The organism is Bradyrhizobium sp. Ses1, from assembly GCF_059512365.1.
The window spans coordinates 174,756-195,938 of the sequence record NZ_JCAMOQ010000010.1; the positions used below are offsets into that span (position 1 = coordinate 174,756).

22 protein-coding genes are annotated in these 21,183 nt (G+C 64.8%); 20 read left to right on the plus strand and 2 right to left on the minus strand.

Annotated elements, in window-relative coordinates; translation table 11 throughout:
• Window positions 1-20: 20 nt before the first annotated feature.
• The 10 genes from AC5ZG5_RS14980 to AC5ZG5_RS15025 all read left to right on the plus strand — a co-directional run bounded on the left by AC5ZG5_RS14980 (window position 21) and on the right by AC5ZG5_RS15025 (window position 9,814).
• Entirely contained in the window at window positions 21-785 is a 765-nt protein-coding gene (locus tag AC5ZG5_RS14980; RefSeq protein WP_456642476.1) for a tripartite tricarboxylate transporter TctB family protein, read from the plus strand.
• A 7-nt stretch (window positions 786-792) separates the two neighbouring features.
• The gene (locus AC5ZG5_RS14985) at window positions 793-2,310 is read left to right on the plus strand and encodes a tripartite tricarboxylate transporter permease (protein WP_028161791.1); all 1,518 of its coding nucleotides are present in this window, start codon (window positions 793-795) and stop codon (window positions 2,308-2,310) included.
• A gap of 123 nt (window positions 2,311-2,433) precedes the next feature.
• Complete coding sequence (locus AC5ZG5_RS14990) at window positions 2,434-3,417, plus strand: tripartite tricarboxylate transporter substrate binding protein BugD (protein WP_456642477.1); 984 nt, start codon at window positions 2,434-2,436, stop codon at window positions 3,415-3,417.
• A 329-nt stretch (window positions 3,418-3,746) separates the two neighbouring features.
• Complete coding sequence (locus AC5ZG5_RS14995; RefSeq protein WP_456642478.1) at window positions 3,747-4,541, plus strand: thymidylate synthase; 795 nt, start codon at window positions 3,747-3,749, stop codon at window positions 4,539-4,541.
• Between the two features lie 10 nt (window positions 4,542-4,551).
• The gene (locus tag AC5ZG5_RS15000) at window positions 4,552-5,037 is read left to right on the plus strand and encodes a GNAT family N-acetyltransferase (protein WP_456642479.1); all 486 of its coding nucleotides are present in this window, start codon (window positions 4,552-4,554) and stop codon (window positions 5,035-5,037) included.
• Window positions 5,037-5,549 (plus strand): dihydrofolate reductase, encoded by a 513-nt coding sequence (locus AC5ZG5_RS15005; RefSeq protein WP_456642513.1) that lies wholly within the window; start codon window positions 5,037-5,039, stop codon window positions 5,547-5,549. Before AC5ZG5_RS15000 ends, AC5ZG5_RS15005 begins: the two co-directional genes overlap by 1 nt.
• A gap of 161 nt (window positions 5,550-5,710) precedes the next feature.
• Entirely contained in the window at window positions 5,711-6,853 is a 1,143-nt protein-coding gene (hflK, locus tag AC5ZG5_RS15010) for an FtsH protease activity modulator HflK (protein WP_130227623.1), read from the plus strand.
• A complete protein-coding gene (gene hflC, locus AC5ZG5_RS15015) occupies window positions 6,850-7,770 on the plus strand; it encodes a protease modulator HflC (protein WP_456642480.1) in 921 nt (306 codons plus the stop codon). Before hflK ends, hflC begins: the two co-directional genes overlap by 4 nt.
• A 74-nt stretch (window positions 7,771-7,844) precedes the next feature.
• Window positions 7,845-8,045: a DUF2065 domain-containing protein gene (locus AC5ZG5_RS15020; protein WP_130227625.1), complete on the plus strand. Its 201-nt coding sequence runs from the start codon at window positions 7,845-7,847 to the stop codon at window positions 8,043-8,045.
• 263 nt (window positions 8,046-8,308) lie between these two features.
• Window positions 8,309-9,814 carry a Do family serine endopeptidase gene (locus AC5ZG5_RS15025; RefSeq protein ID WP_130227626.1) on the plus strand — a complete coding sequence of 502 codons (1,506 nt, stop codon included), beginning with the start codon at window positions 8,309-8,311 and terminating at the stop codon, window positions 9,812-9,814.
• A 105-nt stretch (window positions 9,815-9,919) separates the two neighbouring features.
• Here the strand turns inward: AC5ZG5_RS15025 and serB are convergent, their stop codons facing one another.
• Window positions 9,920-10,813 (minus strand): phosphoserine phosphatase SerB, encoded by an 894-nt coding sequence (gene serB / locus AC5ZG5_RS15030; protein WP_456642481.1) that lies wholly within the window; start codon window positions 10,811-10,813, stop codon window positions 9,920-9,922.
• On the opposite strand from serB, the gene miaA reads away from it, so the two are divergent.
• From miaA to ilvC, 8 genes are all read left to right on the plus strand, one after another.
• Window positions 10,812-11,750, plus strand: coding sequence for a tRNA (adenosine(37)-N6)-dimethylallyltransferase MiaA (gene miaA / locus AC5ZG5_RS15035; RefSeq protein ID WP_456642514.1), 939 nt, complete (start codon window positions 10,812-10,814; stop codon window positions 11,748-11,750). The genes serB and miaA overlap by 2 nt on opposite strands.
• 384 nt (window positions 11,751-12,134) lie before the next feature.
• A complete protein-coding gene (locus AC5ZG5_RS15040) occupies window positions 12,135-13,910 on the plus strand; it encodes an acetolactate synthase 3 large subunit (protein ID WP_130227628.1) in 1,776 nt (591 codons plus the stop codon).
• Between the two features lie 9 nt (window positions 13,911-13,919).
• Entirely contained in the window at window positions 13,920-14,903 is a 984-nt protein-coding gene (locus AC5ZG5_RS15045; protein WP_456642482.1) for a threonine dehydratase, read from the plus strand.
• A 25-nt stretch (window positions 14,904-14,928) separates the two neighbouring features.
• Window positions 14,929-15,471 carry an acetolactate synthase small subunit gene (ilvN, locus tag AC5ZG5_RS15050; RefSeq protein ID WP_028161804.1) on the plus strand — a complete coding sequence of 181 codons (543 nt, stop codon included), beginning with the start codon at window positions 14,929-14,931 and terminating at the stop codon, window positions 15,469-15,471.
• Window positions 15,472-15,474: 3 nt separating this feature from the next.
• Window positions 15,475-16,170 carry a class I SAM-dependent methyltransferase gene (locus tag AC5ZG5_RS15055; protein WP_028161805.1) on the plus strand — a complete coding sequence of 232 codons (696 nt, stop codon included), beginning with the start codon at window positions 15,475-15,477 and terminating at the stop codon, window positions 16,168-16,170.
• 27 nt (window positions 16,171-16,197) lie between these two features.
• Entirely contained in the window at window positions 16,198-17,073 is an 876-nt protein-coding gene (locus AC5ZG5_RS15060; protein ID WP_456642483.1) for an EamA family transporter, read from the plus strand.
• A gap of 8 nt (window positions 17,074-17,081) precedes the next feature.
• The gene (locus tag AC5ZG5_RS15065; RefSeq protein ID WP_130581584.1) at window positions 17,082-17,687 is read left to right on the plus strand and encodes a LysE family translocator; all 606 of its coding nucleotides are present in this window, start codon (window positions 17,082-17,084) and stop codon (window positions 17,685-17,687) included.
• A 149-nt stretch (window positions 17,688-17,836) separates the two neighbouring features.
• Window positions 17,837-18,856 carry a ketol-acid reductoisomerase gene (ilvC, locus tag AC5ZG5_RS15070; RefSeq protein ID WP_028161808.1) on the plus strand — a complete coding sequence of 340 codons (1,020 nt, stop codon included), beginning with the start codon at window positions 17,837-17,839 and terminating at the stop codon, window positions 18,854-18,856.
• A 216-nt stretch (window positions 18,857-19,072) separates the two neighbouring features.
• Here ilvC and AC5ZG5_RS15075 read toward each other — a convergent pair whose 3' ends face one another.
• Window positions 19,073-20,185, minus strand: a complete 1,113-nt coding sequence (locus AC5ZG5_RS15075; protein WP_245474853.1) for a DUF2336 domain-containing protein — start codon at window positions 20,183-20,185, stop codon at window positions 19,073-19,075.
• A gap of 260 nt (window positions 20,186-20,445) precedes the next feature.
• Between AC5ZG5_RS15075 and AC5ZG5_RS15080 the strand changes: the two genes are divergently transcribed.
• On the plus strand, window positions 20,446-20,877 hold the full coding sequence (locus tag AC5ZG5_RS15080; protein ID WP_456642484.1) for an SDR family oxidoreductase: 432 nt from the start codon (window positions 20,446-20,448) through the stop codon (window positions 20,875-20,877).
• Window positions 20,878-20,926: 49 nt separating this feature from the next.
• The gene (locus AC5ZG5_RS15085; protein ID WP_028161811.1) at window positions 20,927-21,172 is read left to right on the plus strand and encodes a hypothetical protein; all 246 of its coding nucleotides are present in this window, start codon (window positions 20,927-20,929) and stop codon (window positions 21,170-21,172) included.
• The last annotated feature ends 11 nt before the right edge of the window (window positions 21,173-21,183 follow it).

The following is a 21,183-nucleotide window of genomic DNA, read 5'->3' on the forward strand; positions in this document are numbered from 1 at the left end:
CGGGCACGGAGGAGACATGCATGGCCGAAACGATGGGCCAAACCGCATCAAGCACACGTAACACGAACGCCGCCGTCGGCATTTTGGTGCTGGCACTGGCGCCGCAGCTTTTCGAGCTGGTGTGGTCGTTCGGCACGATCTTCGGACTGGGTACCGGCCGCGGGCCGGCGCAGGTGCTGCTCGCCCATGGCGGGGCGCTACTATCCGCCGCACCCAACGCGGTGTTCGGATCGATCGCCGCCGACGCCAAGAAGGGCTTTTCCTCGGATGTGCTGCTGGCGCTGATTTATTCCTATCCGTTGTTTGCGGTTGCGATCGTCACGCTGTTCGTCAAGATCCGCGCGCCGCAGGATTATATCGGCGGCATCGTGCTGATGGCGCTTGCGCTGCTGGCGCTATGGGCTTCAAGCGACCTGCAGGGCATGCGCGGCTTCTCCTTCGGCGCCGGCACCGCACCGCGGATGTTCGGCGTGCTGCTGGTTGCGCTCGGCGCCGGCATTGCGGTGACGGGGCTGTTCAGCGAGGGACCGGGATTGGCGCATTATTCCTGGCGCGGACCCCTGTTCGTAATGGCCGCAATCCTCTTTTTCGCTCTCGCGATCCGGCCACTCGGTTTGGTGGTGTCGGCGTTTGCAAGCTTCATGATCGCGGCGACCGGATCGCATGAGACGCGATGGGTCGAGGCCATCATCGTCGGCGCCTGCCTGACGCTCGCTTGCGCGCTCCTGTTCCCCTATGTGCTCGGACTGCCGATGCCGATGTTCCCGCGTTTCCTGATCCAGTGAGGGCGTGATGGTCGATCTTTTTGCTAATCTCGCCCACGGTTTTGCCGTCGCCTTCTCGCCGATCAATCTGTTGATGTGTCTGATCGGTGCGCTTGTCGGCACGCTGGTCGGCGTGTTGCCGGGCATCGGCACCATCGCCACGGTGGCGATGCTGCTCCCGATCACGTTCGGCTTGCCGCCGGTCGGCGCGCTGATCATGCTCGCGGGCATCTATTACGGCGCCCAATATGGCGGCTCGACCACCTCGATCCTGGTCAATATCCCGGGCGAGGCGACCTCGGTCGTCACTGCCCTTGACGGCCACCAGATGGCAAAACAGGGCCGCGCCGGCCCGGCGCTGGCGATCGCCGCGATCGGCTCGTTTTTCGCCGGCTGCGTCGCCACCGTCCTGATTGCCATCCTGGGAGCGCCGTTGACGAAACTCGCGCTGGCGTTCGGGCCGGCCGAATATTTCTCGCTGATGGTGCTCGGCCTGATCTTCGCGGTGGTGCTCGCAAAGGGCTCGGTGCTGAAGGCGATCGCGATGATCGTGTTCGGGCTGCTGCTGTCGATGGTCGGCTCCGACATCGAGACGGGCGCGTCCCGCATGGCCTTCAACATCCCCGAGCTCGCCGACGGCCTCGGCTTCGCCACCGTGGCGATGGGCGTGTTCGGCTTCGCGGAGATCATCCGCAACCTCGACCACGGCGCCGAGATGAGCCGCGATCTGGTGCAGCAGAAGATCACCGGCCTGATGCCGACGAGAAAGGACCTCATCGACTCCGCGCCCGCGATCGGCCGCGGCACGGTGCTGGGATCGATCCTCGGCATCCTGCCGGGCGGCGGCGCCGTCATTGCCTCCTTCGCCGCCTATACGCTGGAGAAGAAGCTCGCCAAGAATCCGTCGCGGTTCGGCCGCGGCGCGATCGAGGGCGTGGCGGCGCCGGAGAGCGCCAACAATGCCGCGGCGCAGACCTCCTTCATCCCGCTGCTCACGCTCGGCATCCCGCCCAACGCGGTGATGGCGCTGATGGTCGGCGCGATGACCATCCACGGCATCGTGCCGGGACCGCAGGTGATGCAGAAGCAGCCGGATCTGGTCTGGGGCATGATCGCCTCGATGTGGATCGGCAATCTGATGCTGGTCATCATCAACCTGCCGCTGGTCGGCATCTGGGTGCGGCTGTTGCGCGTGCCGTACCGGCTGATGTTCCCCTCGATCGTGATCTTCTGCGCGATCGGCATCTACTCCGTGAACAACGCCCCGGTCGACGTCATCCTGGCCGGTGTGTTCGGCCTGGTCGGCTATTGGCTGATCAAGCACGATTTCGAGCCGGCGCCGCTGCTGCTCGGAATGGTGCTCGGACCGCTGATGGAGGAGAATCTGCGCCGGGCGCTCCTGATCTCGCGCGGCGACTGGAGCGTGTTCGTCAGCCGCCCGCTGTCGGCGGTGCTGCTGGCGATCGCCGCCGGCCTGCTGGTGCTGGCGGTGTTGCCGACCCTGCGCGCCAAGCGCGACGAGGTGTTCGTGGAGTCCGAAGGCTGACGTTCGCCTGCGTCGGCGTGTCGCAGGCGGAAGTCGTATCGACTCCCCAAAGTTCGGTATGAAAAGAAATGCCGGCCGGTTGGCCGGCATTTTCTTTAACGAGCCTTCTCAGGGGGGAGTACGATGAATTGGTGTGGTCGCTCGCTTGCGGGTGCTTCTCTCGCGCTGGCAGCCTTGCTGTCGGCTGTTGTCGCGCCGGCGCGCGCGCAGGACTATCCGACGCGCAGCATCACCATGATCGTGCCGTTCGCGGCTGGCGGCCCGACCGACGTCATCGCGCGCATCGTCACCGGCCATATGGCGCAAACGCTCGGCCAGAGCATCATCATCGAGAACGTGGTTGGAGCTGGCGGTACCACGGCGAGCGCACGCGCGGCGCGCGCCGCCAATGACGGCTATACACTGATCACGGGGCACATGGGGACGCACGCGGCCTCGGTGCCGCTCTATCCCAATCTGGCCTACCATCCGGAGAAGAGCTTCGAGCCGGTGGGGCTCCTGGCCGGCACGCCGATCCTGATCCTGGCGCGCAAGGACTTTCCGCCGAAGGACCTGAAGGAATTCGTGACTTACGTGAAGGCCAACGCCGAGAAGGTCAACGCGGCGCATGCCGGCGTCGGATCGGTCTCCCACGTCTCCTGCCAACTCCTGAACTCGGTCCTCGGCATCGAGCCGGTCGGCGTGCCCTTCAATGGCACGGGCCCGGCGATGAACGCGCTGGTGGCCGGGCAGGTGGACTATATGTGCGACCAGATCGTCAACGCCGTGCCACAGATCAATGCCGGCACCATCAAGGCCTATGCGATTGCGACCCCCGAGCGGAACCCGTCGCTGCCGAACGTCCCGACCACGGCCGAGGCCGGCCTCCCGGCCTTCCAGGCCCAGGCCTGGAACGCGATCTTCGCGCCCAAGGGCACGCCGGCGCCGATCATCGCCAAATTGAACGCCGCAGCCGTCAAGGCGCTGGACGACGAGACCGTCCGCAAGCGCCTGCTCGAGCTCGGCAGCGTCATCCCGCAGCCAGCCGACCGCACGCCGGAGGCGCTGGGGACGCTGGTCAACAACGAGATCAAGAAGTGGACCCCGGTGCTCAAGCCGGCCGGCTAATCGCGTAGCCCCGGGTGGAGCGCAGCGCAACCCGGGACATCTCGCCGTCATTCCGGGGCGTCCGAAGGACGAGCCCGGAATCCATCGGGCGGCATGCGCCGGCGGCGAAATGGATTCTCTGATGTGCAATTGCACATCATAGCTCGCGCTCCGCACGCCCCGGAATGACGGCGAGAAAAGCAAGTGGCGGAACGCGGGTTCCGCCCTTGTCGTTTAAGAATGGGCCATCATTTTTCGGGGTATAATCGCCAGGGAAGGCCGAATCGCCGTGTCGACGGCCGTTTGCGGCCGGTACATTCGCCGTTCCCGAAAGGCCCGAAGCTCACGCCATGAACCAGTATCACGACCTGCTCGAACGCATCCTCGCCGATGGCGCGGAGAAGCACGACCGTACCGGCACCGGGACGCTGTCGATCTTCGGCCACCAGATGCGCTTCAACCTGTCGGCCGGCTTCCCGATGCTGACGACCAAGCGGTTGCCGCTGAAGGCGATCGTGCATGAACTGCTCTGGTTCCTGGCTGGCGACACCAACATCAAATATCTGCGCGACAACGGCGTCACCATCTGGGATGAATGGGCCGACGCCAATGGCGATCTCGGCCCGGTCTACGGTTCGCAATGGCGCTCCTGGCCGGCGCCCGACGGCCGCAGCATCGACCAGATCGCGAACGTGATCGACATGATCAAGCGCAATCCGGATTCGCGCCGCCTGATCGTCAGCGCCTGGAATCCGGCCGACGTCGACAAGATGGCGCTGCCGCCCTGCCACTGCCTGTTCCAGTTCTATGTCGCAGGCGGCAAACTATCCTGCCAGCTCTACCAGCGCTCCGCCGATGTTTTCCTCGGCGTGCCCTTCAACATCGCGTCCTATGCGCTCCTCACCATGATGGTGGCGCAGGTGACGGGACTGAAGCTCGGCGATTTCGTGCACTCGCTCGGCGACACGCATCTCTATTCCAACCATATCGAGCAGGCGCGGCTGCAGCTCACGCGTCCGACCCGGCCGCTGCCGGTGATGAAGATCAATCCCGAGGTCAAGGACATCTTCGCCTTCCGCTACGAGGACTTCAAACTCGAGGGCTACGACCCGCACCCGCATATCAAAGCGGAAGTCGCGGTATGAGCGCTTAAGGATGTCGCTGACAATCCGCCGCGCGCGCGCCGATGAAGCCGGGCTCGTCCATTCGTTGGTTCGCGAGCTTGCCGAATACGAGAAGCTGCTGCACGAGGTGAAGGCCAGCGAAGCCGACATCGCCGGCGCGCTGTTCGGCGACAATCCGCGGCTCATTTGCGATATCGCGGAGTGGGACGGCGAACCTGCGGGCTTTGTCGTCTGGTTCGTCAATTTCTCCACCTTCGCTGGAAGCCACGGTATTTATCTCGAGGATCTGTTCGTCCGCCCGGCGCTGCGCGGCAAGGGCATCGGCAAGGCGCTGCTGGTGCATCTTGCCAGCGAATGCGTCGCCAACGGCTGGTCGCAATTGCAGTGGGCGGTGCTCGACTGGAACACGCCCTCGATCGAATTCTACAAATCGCTCGGCGCCGTGATGATGGACGAATGGACGCTGTGCCGCGTCACCGGCCCGGCGCTGCAGGCCCTGGCGGACGGGGCGTGCTGATGGAGATCGTGCTGATCGCAGCGGTTGCCGAGAACGGCGCAATCGGGCGCGACAATGCGATCCCGTGGCGCTTGAAGAGCGACCAGCAGCGCTTCAAGGCCATCACCATGAACAGGCCGGTGGTGATGGGCCGCAAGACCTTCGAGTCCCTGCGCAGGCCGCTCCCCGGCCGGACCAACATCGTGGTGACGCGCGACGCGAACTATCGCGCTCCCGGCGCGATCGTCACCCAGTCGTTCGAGAACGCCCGCGCGATCGCGCTTGGCGATGCGCTGCGGCGTTTCGCCACCGAGATCGCCGTCATCGGCGGCGCCGAGATCTACGCGCAGTGGATCGAAAGTGCCGATCGGCTCGAAATCACCGAAGTGCATGCGCGGCCGGAAGGTGATACGTATTTCGCCACAATTGACACGGCGAAATGGGAAGAAGTGGCGCGGGTGCGAAATCCGGCCGGGCCGCATGACAGCGTCGATTTTTCCTATGTGACATATCGCCGGCGGATCAAGCGTTAACCCCGCTAGCCAATGTTTGCATTGACAATTATGTCCGCAGGCATAGCTCGTTCAGCTTGGAAGCTTGCGTTGTAAGGGGCCATCCGGTCCCCTATAAAGCCGGGCGACTGACGAGGCCGGGCGTCCATCATCCATCCCGGGCTTGCCGAGGAGAAGCGTTAATGCCGTGGAAGAATCAAGGCGGGGGGCCGTGGGGCTCGGGTCCGAAGGGACCATGGGGCACCGGACCGCAATCGCCCGGACCGCGCCCGCCGGATCTTGAGGACCTCCTGCGCCGCGGCCAGGACCGCCTGCAGCAGCTCCTGCCCGGCGGTCATTTCAGCAGCATGGGGATCGCGCTTGTCGTCGTCGGCGCGCTCGCGATCTGGGGCCTGTCCGGCTTCTTCCGGGTGCAGTCGGAAGAACTCGGCGTCGTCCTGCGCTTCGGCAAGCATGTGCGCACGGTGCAGCCGGGCCTGAACTATCATTTGCCTTATCCGATTGAGACAGTGCTGCTGCCGAAGGCGCTGCGCGTCTCCACCATTTCGATCGGCATGACCCTGATCGACGACCCGGCGCGGCGCGGCCGCACCATGCGCGACGTTCCGGAAGAGAGCCTGATGCTGACCGGCGACGAGAACATCGTCGACGTCGATTTCACCGTGCTGTGGCGGATCAAGCCCGACGGCGTCGGCGACTTCCTGTTCAACATCCAGAATCCCGAGGGCACCGTGAAGGCGGTGGCGGAGAGCGCCATGCGCGAGGTGATCGGCCGGTCGCAGATCCAGCCGATCCTCACCGGCGCGCGCACCACCACCGAGCAGAACGTGCAGGAACTGATGCAGAAGACGCTCGATACCTACGGCGCCGGCGTCATGATCACCCAGGTGCAAATGCAGAAGGTCGATCCGCCGCAGCAGGTGATCGACTCGTTCCGCGACGTGCAGGCCGCGCGGGCCGACCTCGAGCGGTTGCAGAACGAGGCACAGACCTATGCCAACCGTGTGATCCCGGAGGCGCGCGGCCGCGCCGCCCAGATCGTGCAGGCGGCCGAAGGCTACAAGGAGCAGGCGGTGGCGGAGGCCAAGGGCCAGAGTGCGCGCTTCCTGAAGGTCTATGACGAGTACAAGAAGGCCCCCGACGTGACGCGGCAACGCATTTATCTGGAGACCATGGAACGCATCCTCGGTGGCTCCGAGAAACTGGTCTATGACGGCGGCGCGTCGGGCCAGAACAGCATCGTGCCTTATTTGCCGCTGAGCGAGCTGACGCCGCGGCGTCCGTCCGCCACCACTGGTCAGCAGCAGGGCGGAGGCACGCGATGAGGTCCCCCGTCACCGGCATTGCCGCGCTGATCATTCTGCTGGTGCTGGTCATCATCGGCTACAGCTCGGTCTTCACCGTGCAGCAGACCGAGCAGGTCCTGGTGGTCCGGCTCGGCGAGCCCGTCCGCGTCGTCACCGAGCCCGGCCTCAACTTCAAGGCGCCGTTTATCGATTCCGTGATCTCGATCGACAAGCGCATCCTCGACCTGGAAAACCCGTCGCAGGAAGTGATCGCCTCCGACCAGAAGCGACTGGTGGTTGACGCCTTCGCTCGCTACCGCATCAAGAACGCGCTGCGCTTCTATCAGAGCGTCGGCACGATCCAGGCGGCCAACGTGCAGTTGACGACGCTGCTCAACGCGGCGCTGCGCCGCGTGCTCGGCGAGGTCACCTTCATCAACGTCGTCCGCGACGAGCGCGAGAGGTTGATGGCGCGGATCCGCGACCAGCTCGACCACGAGGCCGACGGCTACGGCATCCAGGTCGTCGACGTCCGCATCCGCCGCGCCGACCTCCCGGAGCAGAACAGCCAGGCGGTCTACCAGCGGATGCAGACCGAGCGTCAGCGCGAGGCCGCCGAATTCCGCGCCCAAGGCGGTCAGAAGGCGCAGGAGATCCGCTCCAAGGCGGATCGTGAGGCAACCGTCATCGTCGCAGAGGCCAATTCGTCCGCCGAGCAGGTGCGCGGCGAGGGCGACGCCGAGCGTAACCGGCTGTTCGCTGAGGCCTATGGCAAGGACGCGGATTTCTTCAGCTTCTACCGCTCGATGACTGCCTATGAGAACGGTCTCCGCGCCAACGACACCCGTTTCCTGTTGCGCCCGGACTCCGATTTCTTCAAATATTTCGGCAGCGCGGCCGGCCGTCCGCCGTCCGTCGGTCCGTCGGCAGCGGCCGCCGCGCCGAGGCAGCAGTAACCGCATCACGAGGGCGAAGCATCCGCTTCGCCCTTTAGCCAAGAAGAAACGCCCGGACGAGAGGTCGCCATCCGATGAGGTCCATAGCGTTCGCCGACTTCCTCATCGGTGTGGGAATTCTGTTCGTGCTCGAGGGCCTGATGTTCGCGGCAAGCCCGAGCTGGATGCGGCGCGCGATGAAAAGCGCGCTGGCAACCCCGGACAATGTCTTGCGCGTGGTCGGGATCGGATCGGCAGTGGCTGGCTTGATCCTGATCTGGCTGGTGCGGCGGTAGCGGTCGCTGCGAACGCAGGCATCGTCATGCCCGGGCTTGTCCCGGGCATCCACGTTCTTGGCCGCCACAAGGAAAGCGCGTGGATGGCCGGGACAAGCCCGGGCATGACGAAAAAAATCGGCCGCCCGGAACTTGTCGGTCCAACGCGATCGTGAGCCGCAAGGCGCCGGTTTTTCGCCGAAATGGTTGTCTCAAATGCTTGCGCGGCCACCCCGTTCGGGCGCACTGTGGCCCTATATTATACTTCCTGGAGAGAAGCTGACATGACCGGTGCCAGACCCGCCTTGAGCCGTCGCCTGCGCCTGATGGGAGCCGCGATTGCCATCGGCGCCGCCGGCATGCTTGCCTCGGTGCCAGCGGCCTTCGCGCGAGGACCCGACGGCATCGCCGACGTTGCCGAAAAGGTGATCGATGCGGTCGTGAACATCTCGACGTCGCAGACAGTGGAGGCCAAGGGCGGCGGCGCCATGCCGCAACTGCCGCCGGGCTCGCCCTTCGAGGAGTTCTTCGACGACTTCTTCAAGAACCGCCGTGGCCCCGGTGGCGGCAAGGGCGGGGACAAGAACGGCGAGTTTCAGCCGCGCAAGACCAACTCGCTCGGCTCCGGCTTCATCGTCGACACCGCAGGCATCGTGGTGACCAACAACCACGTGATTGCCGATGCCGACGAGATCAACATCATCATGAACGACGGCACCAAGGTGAAGGCGGAGCTGGTCGGCGTCGACAAGAAGACGGATCTTGCCGTCCTGAAGTTCAAGCCGCCGAAGCCGCTGACCGCGGTGAAGTTCGGCGATTCCGACAAGCTCAGGCTCGGCGAATGGGTGATCGCGATCGGTAACCCCTTCAGCCTCGGCGGCTCGGTGACCGCCGGCATCGTGTCGGCGCGCAATCGCGACATCAGCCAGGGTCCCTATGATAGCTACATCCAGACCGACGCCGCCATCAACCGCGGCAATTCGGGCGGACCGCTGTTCAACCTCGAAGGCGAAGTGGTCGGCGTCAACACGCTGATCATCTCACCGACCGGCGGCTCGATCGGCCTCGGCTTTGCCGTGCCGTCGAAGACGGTCGCTGCCGTCGTGGATCAACTGCAGAAATTTGGCGAGCTGCGCCGCGGCTGGCTCGGCGTGCGAATCCAGCAGGTCACCGACGAGATCGCCGACAGCCTCAACATCAAGCCGGCGCGTGGTGCGCTGGTTGCCGGCGTCGACGACAAGGGGCCGGCGAAACCCGCGGGCATCGAGCCTGGCGACGTCGTGGTCAAGTTCGACGGTAAGGACGTCAAGGATCCCAAGGATCTCTCGCGCGTCGTCGCCGACACCGCCGTCGGCAAGGAAGTCGACGTTGTCGTCATCCGCAAGGGCAATGAGGAGACCAAGCGGGTCACGCTCGGCCGGCTCGAGGACACCGACAAGGTGCAGCAGGCCAATGCCAAGACCAAGGATGAGCCGGCGGAGAAGCCGGTGACGCAGAAGGCGCTCGGGCTCGATCTTGCGGCGCTGAACAAGGATCTCCGCACCAAGTACAAGATCAAGGACAGCGTGAAGGGCGTGATCATCACCGGCGTCGATGGCTCCTCCGATGCCGCCGAAAAGCGCCTGTCCGCCGGCGACGTCATCGTCGAGGTCGCGCAGGAAGCGGTCGCCAACGCCGCCGACATCAAGAAGCGTGTCGACCAGTTGAAGAAGGACGGCAAGAAGTCGGTCCTCCTGCTCGTCTCCAACGGCGACGGCGAACTGCGCTTCGTGGCGCTGAGCGTGCAGTAGGAGTTGTCATTGCCGGGCTTGACCCGGCAATCTATCGCTACGCAAAGACTTTTTTCGAAGCTTGATGGATGCCCGGGTCAAGCCCGGGCATGACGGTCGAGGAGCCTACCTCTCCACGAATTCGTCCCGCCGATAGCCCTGTGCGTAGAGCAGCGCGGTGAGGTCGCCGTAGTCGATCCGCGCCGCCGCGGCGGCTGCGACCGCGGGCTTGGCGTGGTAGGCGACGCCGAGGCCGGCGGCCTCGATCATGCCGAGGTCGTTGGCGCCGTCGCCGACGACCAGCGTGTCGATGGCATCGAGGTCGAAGGCCTCGCGCAGCTCGATCAGCGTGGCGAGCTTGGCGGCGCGGCCGACGATCGGCTCCTTCACTTCGCCCACGAGGTTGCCGCCTTGCGCGATCAGCTCGTTGGCGCGGTTCTCCTGGAAGCCGATCTTGGCGGCGATGGCGCTCGTGAACAGCGTGAAGCCGCCCGAGATCAGGCAGGTCCAAGCGCCATTGGCGCGCATGGTCATCACCAGTTCGCGGCCGCCCGGCGTCGGCGTGATGCGCTTCTCCAGGACCTCGTCGACCACGCTGACCGGCAGGTCCTTCAATAGCGCGACGCGCTCGCGCAGCGCCGGCTCGAAGGCGATCTCGCCGCGCATCGCGCGTTCGGTGATTTTTGAGACGTGCTCCTTCATCCCGGCGAAATCGGCGAGCTCGTCGACGCATTCCTGGCCGATCATGGTGGAATCCATGTCGGCGAGAAAAAGTTTCTTGCGCCTGAAGGCGCGAGGCTGCACCACAATATCGATCGGCAGGTCGCCGCGCGCCTCTTGCAGGCGGGCTTCGATCGCCTTGATATCCTCGCTGCCGTCAAAGGGGATGTCGATGGCGACTTCGTCGAACAGCCACTCTGCCGCGCCGGGCGACGGCAGGACGGCCAGCGCGCCGTCGACAATGGTGGAGTCGAGCGCCGGATTGGCGGGATTGCAGATGAGGGTGGCGACAAGCGACATGGCGGCGGCTTCGAAAGCTGGGACAAGAGCGGTGCTTATCGCAGGGCCGACCGCCAGCGGCAAGTCGGCGCTGGCGCTCGATCTCGCGCAAAAAGCCGGCGGCGTCGTGATCAACACCGACTCAATGCAGGTCTATCGCGACCTCCGCATCATCACGGCGCGGCCGACGGTCGAGGAGGAGGCGCTGGTCGCGCACCGGCTCTACGGCCATGTCGACGCAGCTACGAATTTCTCCGCCGGCGCCTGGGTCGCGGATGCCGCGAAGGTGCTTTCCGAGGTGCGCGCCGAGAACCGGCTGCCGATCTTCATCGGCGGATCGGGCCTGTATTTCAAGGCGCTCACCCGCGGGCTGTCGGCGGTGCCGCCGATCGCTGCCGAGGTGCGCGAGGTTGTGCGCGAGCGGCTTGAGCGTGACGGCGTCGAGGCGCTGCATGCGGAACTTTCCCGGCGCGATCCCGCCTATGCCGAGCGCCTGAAGCCGCGGGACCGCACCCGCATCGCCCGCGCGCTCGAAGTCGTAGAGGCGACCGGCCGCTCGCTGACCGATTGGCATCGCGACGGCCTGCCCCCGCTATTGCCGCCGGGCGAGTTCTCCGCGCTGTTCCTCGCGCCCGAGCGCGACAAGCTCTATGCCCGGATCGATGCCCGGTTCGAGGCGATGCTGAACGCTGGCGCGCTGGACGAGGTCGCAAAGCTCGCGGCGCGCGATCTCGATCCCTTGCTGCCGGCGATGAAGGCCCACGGCGTGCCGGCCGTGATCCGGCACCTCAAGGGCGAGATCAGCCGCGAGGAGGCATCCGAGATCGGCCGCGCCGACACCCGCCATTACGCCAAGCGCCAATTCACCTGGTTCCGCCACCAATTGCCGGAATTCGAATGGGTGGCGCCGGAAGCGGCGAGGGGATGGGTGGACAGCGTCGTTCCGGGGCGCGAGTGAAAGGAGCGAACCCGGAACCTCCAGATTCCGGGTTCGCGCTGCGCGCACCCGCGTTGTGGGGCCAATCTCGCATGGCTGGGAACAACAATTTCACACTCGCCGAACGCCAGGAACCCCGCTACATTACGAAAAGTCGCGCTGAACGCGTCCCTGCCTTGACATTCGGGCATCGGTCGGTATGGTCGCGCAACCTTTGGGAAGCCTGAGCCGGTCCATGCGTAACATTATTACCAAACTCATCGTCGTCGTACCCAGGCACACCGCCGGGGATGGCTAGCGGCCATCTGACAGACAGGCGGTGTGCATGGGGCCTCTCGGGCCCTTTTTTATTTCCCAAATCAAAGACCTAACGCCGCGCAAGAAACCGCGCATCCGGAGCCAGCCATGAAAGACAAGAGCCACGATCCGAACCAGATGACGGGAGCCGCGATGATCGTCCGCGCGCTGATCGATCATGGCGTGCAGCACCTTTTCGGCTATCCCGGCGGCGCGGTGCTGCCGATCTACGACGAGATCTTCCAGCAGAGCGAGGTCGAGCACATCCTGGTGCGGCACGAGCAGGGCGCCGGCCACGCGGCCGAGGGCTATGCGCGCTCGACCGGCAAGCCCGGCGTCGTGCTGGTGACCTCCGGCCCCGGCGCCACCAACATGGTGACGGCGCTCACCGACGCGCTGATGGATTCGATTCCACTGGTCTGCATCACCGGCCAGGTGCCGACCCATCTGATCGGCAACGACGCGTTCCAGGAATGCGACACGGTCGGCATCACGCGCCCCTGCACCAAGCACAATTGGCTGGTGCGCAACGTCAACGACCTCGCAAAGGTCCTGCATGAGGCGTTCTACGTGGCGACCTCCGGCCGCCCGGGGCCGGTCGTGGTTGACGTGCCGAAAGACGTGCAGTTCGCGGTCGGCACCTATCATCCGCCGCGCAAGTCCGACGTTCACATCTCCTACGCGCCGCGCGTCAAGGGCGATGCGACCCAGATCCGCAAAGCGGTGGCACTGCTCGCCTCCGCCAAGCGGCCGGTGATCTATTCCGGTGGCGGCGTCATCAATTCCGGCCCCGAGGCCTCCAAGCTGCTGCGCGATCTCGTCGAGTTCACCGGCTTCCCGATCACGTCAACCTTGATGGGCCTCGGCGCCTATCCGGCATCGGGCAAGAACTGGCTCGGCATGCTCGGCATGCACGGCACCTACGAAGCCAACATGACCATGCATGATTGCGACGTCATGCTGTGCGTCGGCGCGCGCTTCGACGACCGCATCACCGGCCGCATCGATGCGTTCTCGCCGGGCTCGAAGAAGATCCACATCGACATCGACCCGTCCTCGATCAACAAGAACATCCGTGTCGACGTGCCGATCATAGGCGATTGCGGCAACGTGCTCGGCGACCTCTTGCAGGTGTTCAAGGCGGAAGCGAAGCGGCCGGACATCAAGGCGTGGTGGCAGCAGATCGCGCAATGGCGCGCGCGCAACTCGCTGTCCTACCGCAAGAACAACGACATCATCCTGCCGCAATATGCGATCCAGCGCCTGTTCGAGCTGACGCGCGGGAAGGACACCTACATCACGACCGAAGTCGGCCAGCACCAGATGTGGGCGGCGCAATTCTACGGCTTCGAGGAGCCGCACCGCTGGATGACCTCCGGCGGTCTCGGCACCATGGGCTATGGCCTGCCGGCCGCGGTCGGCGTGCAGGTGGCGCATCCCGACAGTCTCGTCATCGATATCGCAGGCGACGCCTCGGTGCAGATGACGATCCAGGAGATGTCGACGGCGGTCCAGTACGAGCTGCCGATCAAGATCTTCATCCTGAACAACCAGTACATGGGCATGGTGCGGCAGTGGCAGCAGCTTCTGCACGGCAACCGCCTGTCGCATTCCTATACCGAGGCGCTGCCTGACTTCGTCAAGCTCGCGGAGGCCTATGGCGGCGTCGGCCTGCAGGTGATCAAGCCGGCCGATCTCGACGGCGCGATCAAGGAGATGATCGCGATCAAGCGTCCGGTGCTGTTCGACTGCCGCGTCGCCGCGCTCGAGAACTGCTTCCCGATGATCCCCTCCGGCAAGGCGCACAACGAGATGTTGTTGCCGGAGGAGGCGACCGACGAGGCAACCGCGACCGCCTTCGCCGGCGGCAAGGCGCTGGTGTGAGATGGACTGATGTTCGACCTCGGACAGCTCGAGCGCGCGCAGGCGATTGTCGGCACGGTGGTGCCGCCGACGCCGGTGTATGCCTGGCCGCTGCTAGCTGAGCGGCTGGGTACGAATGTCCTGGTCAAGCATGAGAACCACACGCCGACCGGCGCCTTCAAGGTGCGCGGCGGGCTCGTCTATCTCGATCGGCTGAAGCGCGAGCAGCCCGATACGCGAGGGATCATCTCGGCGACGCGCGGCAATCACGGCCAGAGTCTCGCCTTCGCCGCGCGTCGTAATAATGTCCCTGCGACGATCTACGTGCCGCATGGCAATTCGGTCGAGAAGAACCGCGCCATGCGCGCCTTCGGCGCCGAGCTGGTCGAACACGGCGAGGATTTTCAGGCGGCGCGGGAGGAGGCGGTGCGGCGCGCCGAGAGCGCGGGCCTGCACATGGTGCCGGCGTTCCATTCCGACCTGGTGCTGGGCGTTGCGACCTATGCGTTGGAGCTGTTCAAGGCCGCACCGGACCTCGACCTGCTCTATGTGCCGATCGGGCAGGGCTCCGGCATCTGCGGCTGCATCCGTGTCCGCGATCTCCTCGGCCTGAAGACCGAGATCGTCGGCGTGCAGTCGACGGAGGCGCCGTCCTATGCGCTGTCGTTCGCCGCCGGCGCCCTCGTCACCACCGAGACCGCCAACACCCGCGCCGACGGCATGGCGACGCGCATTCCCGAGGCCGATGCGCTCGCGATGATCCGCAAGGGCGCCTCCCGCATCGTGCAGGTTAGCGACGACGAGGTCGGCGCTGCCATCCGCTGCTACTGGACCGATACGCACAACCTCGCCGAAGGCGCCGGCGCCGCGCCGCTCGCGGCCGCGCTGCAGGAGCGGGACAGGATTCAAGGCAAGCGCGTCGGCCTGGTCCTGAGCGGCGGCAATATCGATTTCGACCTGTTCCGCCAGTGGGTCGGGACGGACGCCGCCATCGCCGAGCGGGCGTTGGCGTGACAGAGCAATCCTTGAGGGGACGACCATGAACCAGCCCGCATCCGCCTACTTCCTCGAAGAGCGCCACGATCCGAACGAGTCGCACACGCTTTCGGTGCTCGTGCAGAACGAGCCGGGCGTACTCGCGCGCGTGATCGGGCTGTTCTCCGGCCGCGGCTACAACATCGAAAGCCTCACCGTCTCCGAGACCGAGAGCCAGAAACATCTCTCGCGCATCACCATCGTGACCACGGGCACGCCGATGGTGATCGAGCAGATCAAGCATCAGCTCGACCGCATGATCCCGGTCTACCGCGTCGTCGACATGACGCTGTCGGGACGCTCGATCGAGCGGGAGCTCGCAATGGTGAAGGTGCGCGGAACCGGCGACCACCGCGTCGAGGCGCTGCGGCTCGCGGATGCGTTCCGGGCACGGGTCATTGATGCCACCACCGAGAGTTTTGTGTTCGAGATCACAGGCAATACCGCCAAGATCAATCAGTTCATCGACCTGATGCGCCCGCTCGGCCTGGTCGAGGTGTCACGCACGGGCGTCGCCGCGATCGGACGCGGGCCGGAAGGGATGTGAACCATGTTGGCGCGCGACTGGTACTACACGCAAAGACGCCGGGTCGGCATCGATACCGCGGTCGCCTCGATCTATGGCCGCGATGACGACAGCGACGTCCGCGCCCGCCAGACGCTCAACATGCTCGGCGTCAAGCCGGGCTGGCGCGTCGCCGATATCGGTTGCGGCAACGGTGTGCTCGCCTGCGAAGCGGCGCTGATGGGCGCCGACGTCGATGCGATCGACATCTCGCCGGCGATGCTGACGCTCGCCAATATCTATGCACGCGACCGCAGGGCGCGCATCCGCACCCAGCCGGCGGGACTTCTCAGCTTCGCCTATCAGCCGAATTCCTATGACCTGATCGTCAGCGAATTCACGCTGCATCATTTGCCGGATTTCTGGAAAGCGGTGGCGCTGTCGCGGATCTTCAACGCGCTGAAGCCGGGCTGCGAGTTCTATCTGCGCGACATCGTGTTCGTCAGCATGCCCGACGGCGTGGAGCGCGACGTCGAGGGCTGGGCCGATTTTTCCATCAAGAACCACGATTTCGAGCGCGAGGGCGTGGTGACGCACATGCGTGACGAATATTCGACCTTCGGTTGGGTGATGGAACGCATGCTGACCGAGGTCGGCTTCACCCTGGTCTCCGCCGACTACCACGCGCCGCTGCACGGCACCTATCTCCTGCGCAAGCCGAAGCCGGAACAGAAGAGCTAGAACCAAAGAGCTGGAAAAGACGAGCCAATGAAACCGGCCGACGTCTGCATCGCCGTCTTGGTCGCGGTGATCTGGGGGCTTGCCTTCGTCGCCAGCCGGATCGCGCTTGACGAATTGCCGCCGGAATTGATGACGGCGCTGCGTTTTGGGATCGCGGCGGTGCCGTGCCTGTTCTTGCACAAGCCGAAAGTGTCCTGGCCGCTTCTGATCGCCATCAGCCTGAACCTGTTCCTCGGCCAGTTCCTGGCGCAGTCGATCGCCATTGCGCATGGCATGCCGGTCGGGCTCACCAGCGTGATCGTGCAGAGCCAGGCGCTGTTCACGATCGCCTTCGCCGCCATCATTTTCGGCGAATGGCCGAGCCGGATGCAGATGGTCGGCATCGGCATTGCCGCGATCGGCCTCTTGATGATCTCCGGCACCGTCGGCCATGATTTCAGTGCCGGCGCGTTCGCGATCCTGATGATCTCCCCGATCTGTTTCGCAGTCGGCAATCTCCTGCTGCGGCCCGCGCAGGGTGCGCGCATGTTCGATCTGTTCGCATGGCTGTGCCTCTGCGCCGCCGTTCCCCTGTTCGCGCTGTCGCTGGTCACCCTCGGGGTGAAGCCGACCTGGCAAGCGCTGTCGCAGATGTCGATGACCGGCATCGTCTGCATGCTGTTCATCGGCGGCGTCTCGACCAGCATCGCCTATTGGCTGTGGGGTCGGCTCTTGCGCGACCATCCGGCGGCGCAGGTGGTGCCGTTCGCGCTCCTGGTGCCGTTCGTCGGCTCCGCCGCCTCCAGCATCGTGTTCGGCGAACGGTTCGGGCCGCTGCGGCTAGCGGGCATGGCCGCCGTCATCGGCGGCATCGCCATCATGCTGTTCTCGAGAAGTCCGCAACCCCAGACGAAGATCGCATGAGTGGTGTCATGTCGCAGTCGGTTCTGATCGCCTTCGTGATGTTCGCCGTGGTGATGTTCTTCACGCCGGGGCCGAACAACATCATGCTGCTGTCCTCGGGATTGACTTACGGCTTCCGCCGCACGGTGCCGCATATGGCGGGCATCACGGTCGGATTTGCGTTCATGGTCGGCGCCGTCGGGCTTGGCCTCGGCACCGTCTTCATCGCCTATCCCGTGCTGCAAACCATCCTCAAATATATCGGCGTTGCCTACCTGATCTATCTCGCGGCCGCGATCGCGATGGCCGAGCCATCCTCGCCGGAATCCGGCGACAGAAGCGGCCGCCCGATGACCTTCTGGGGCGCGGCCATGTTCCAATGGGTCAACGCCAAAGGCTGGGTGATGGTGATCGGTACCATCACCGCCTATGCGGCGATTGCCGCATTCCCCTGGAATATCGCGATCCAGGTCGGCTTGAGCCTGATCCTCGGCACCTTGTCCTGCATCGCCTGGGCGCTGTTCGGCACCGCGCTGCGGCCGATCCTGACCTCGCGCCAGGCGGTCCGCGCTTTCAATATCGTGATGGCGATCCTGTTGCTCGCCTCGCTCTACCCGGTCTTCATGGACGCATGATGCCGCACCGCGCCATGCGAGAACAGGGTTTCCCCTGAGCCGGAAAATGCTCTAGACCACGCCGGAAATTCGCGGGCGCCGGCGGTCTTGATCCACCTGCAAGCCCAAATCCATCGGCCGATGTTCGGCCCCCTCAAGAGGAAACTACGATGCGAGTTTATTACGATCGCGATGCCGACCTGAACCTGATCAAGGGCAAGAAGGTCGCCATCGTCGGCTATGGCAGCCAGGGCCACGCCCATGCGCTCAACCTGAAGGATTCCGGCGTCAAGGAAGTGTCGATCGCGCTGCGTCCGGGCTCGGCCTCGGCCAAGAAGGCTGAGGCTGCCGGCTTCAAGGTGCTGAGCGTTGCGGATGCCGCCAAATGGGCCGACCTCGTGATGATGCTCACCCCCGACGAATTGCAGGGCGACATCTATCGCGAGCACCTGCACGACAACATGAAGAAGGGCGCCGCGCTGGTGTTCGCGCACGGCCTCAACGTGCACTTCAACCTGCTCGACCCGCGTGCCGATCTCGACGTCCTGATGATTGCCCCCAAGGGCCCCGGCCACACCGTGCGCTCCGAATATCAGCGTGGCGGCGGCGTGCCCTGCCTGATCGCGATCGCCAAGGACGTCTCCGGCAACGCGCATGATCTCGGCCTGAGCTACGCCTCCGCGATCGGCGGCGGCCGCGCCGGCATCATCGAGACCACATTCAAAGAGGAATGCGAGACCGATTTGTTCGGCGAGCAGGTGGTGCTCTGCGGCGGCCTGGTCGAGCTGATCAAGGGCGGCTACGAGACGCTGGTCGAAGCCGGCTATGCGCCGGAGATGGCCTATTTCGAGTGCCTGCACGAAGTGAAGCTGATCGTCGACCTGATCTATGAAGGCGGCATCGCCAACATGAACTACTCGATCTCAAACACTGCCGAATACGGCGAATACGTCACCGGTCCGCGCATCGTGACGGCCGAGACCAAGGCCGAGATGAAGCGCGTTCTCGCCGACATCCAGGGCGGCAAGTTCGCCCGCGACTGGATGCTGGAGAACAAGGTCAACCAGACCTCGTTCAAGGCCACCCGCGCCAAGCTCGCGCAGCACCCGATCGAGGAAGTCGGCGCCAAGCTGCGCGACATGATGCCCTGGATCAAGAAGGGCGCGCTGGTCGACAAGACGAAGAACTAAGCCGCGATCAAGAAGTAAGGTGGGCAGAACGCAAGTATGCCCACCTTCAGCACTCCGCTCGTGATGGTGGGCACGCTGTGCTTTGCCCACCCTACGGCTTCTGCGAGTGCTCTGTGCCCTCTCCACGTCATTGCGAGCGCAGCGAAGCAATCCATGCCTCCACAAGCGGTGAGATGGATTGCTTCGCTGCGGTCGCAATGACGGCACTGTTGCGGTTTACGGCGCCGCACGCCCTTCCGCCGGCTTCTCGATCCGGTTGTGGAGCTGCCAGAAGCGCACGGTGCGCTGGGCGGTCTCGATCGACAGACGGCGGAAATCGCGCTGGGCCTGCTCCATGGTTTGCGCCGAGATCGGTTGCGCGGCCGGCCGGTTGCTCAGGATCGTCTCCACCGTCGGCCAGTTCAGCCTGGCTGCGCGGCAGGGGATCAGGATCAGGTCGGAGCGGTGCCCCTCCATCAGCCGCGCGATCATCTCGGGCTCGACGTCGTTGAGCAGGGCGATCGCGACGATCACCTCGTCGAACTTGCCCGCTTCGGCGAACTTGAACACCGCCGCGTCGTCCAGCTCGTTCAGCTCCTTCATCAGCTTGACGAGCTGTTCGGCAATGCCGAAGCCGCGTCGCACCGCAGGCTCCTCGCGCGCGATCTCGTCGAGCACCTCGCGGATCTCCTCCTGCAGCGCCGGCGGTGCGATCGAGAGCAGGCGGGCGCGCACGGCATCCTTGGCGCGGTGCAAGAGCTCGCGCAGGAACTTGGTCGGAAGATCGATGCGCAGTCCCAGGATTTCGACCAGCTCGTCGTCGCTTTCCGCGCGCGCGACGATGCCGGAATAGCCGGCCTCCGAGAAGCGCGCGCCGGCATTGTTGGCGAGCCGGCGGATCACGCGCACCTCGCCGCGATCGACGATCACGTCGGTGACCTCCTCGGGGAGGCTCGCGCGGCCGGAGATCGCAAGCAGGTGGTCCTGCCCCTTGGTGCTGGCAACCTCGACCAGGGTCTCCGTCGAGACGCGGATCGAATGCGCCAGCACTTCGCCGGCGACCTCGATCTTGTCGTCCTTTGCCAGGTGCTGGATGACCTCGAACGGCGCGTAGTCGATCGGCGCGAGGCGCTTGCTGAGCTCGGCTTTGGCCCGGCTCTCGACGCGCGTGATCAGGAGGCACAGGACGTCGTCGAACACCTTGACCTGTTCGTCGCTCAAGCGTTCGCCGTCGTGCAGGAAGAGATCGGTCACCCGCCGAAGGGTCTTGATCCGCTTCGCCGACGAGCCGTCTCTCACGGCTTCCTCGAGTTCGGCGATGATCGAGTGGGCCGGCTGTTGCGCCATCATTGGAATTGTTCTTGTTGCAGGTTCTCTGGTTGGTCCGGAAGATGGCAAGCGCGGTCTTACGCCTGCGTTAAGCTGGAACCCGATCGTCGGCTGTGCTCGCGGAGAAGGTTAGCAAGACGTAACCAATTCAACTCAAGATCGCCGGATCGTGCCAGCCGCTCGGCTGGATCAAGCATGCACGTTTTCTTCACGCGAAGCCGGTATCCACTTCGCTCGAAAACGCTGTAGATGTCCCCGGGAACATCAGGGGAGACCAGGTCATGAGATCGGTCGTGATCACCGGCGTGTCTACCGGCATCGGCTGGGCGACGGCCAGGTTTCTGCTCGACCGCGGCTTCCGCGTGTTCGGCAGCGTGCGCAAGCAGGCCGATGCCGACCGGCTCATAGCCGAGTTCGGGGCCAATTTCACGCCGTTGATCTTCGACGTCACCGATGAGGCTGCGGTATTTGCTTCCGCGCGCCAGGTTCGCGACGCGCTGAATGGCGAGACGCTTGCGGGCCTCGTCAACAATGCCGGCCTGCCGCCGGCGAAGATCGCTGAGACCATCTTCAATGCGCTGACGGCGCCGAACCCAAAGGTGCGTTACCAGATCGCGCCGGATCGGATGCAGCATATCGTGGCGTCAATCCTGCCGAAGCGTACGCTCGACCGGATCATCGCCAAGCGCCTCGGCCTCATGCCATCAACGTGAGCATGCTGGCGACATGCCCTTGCCGCATTAGCCCGTCACGAGAGCTTGCATGTCCACCATCGGCAAGACCCCTGCGGAACTGACCGCAATCGCCAATGATGCGCTGCGCAGCCAGCCCGGCTGCGAGACAGCGCAGGTTGTCGCCGTCTCCAATCGGCCGCATGCGAGTGCAGGCCGCAATTGGGAAATTCCGAACGTCGTCCTCGGCGACAGCCTGATCAGCGACGTCGACCGCGCCGTCATCACCGTGCATCACCAACTCGGCCGCAGATTCCATCTCGTTGGGGGCGAGTGAATCCCGGAGGG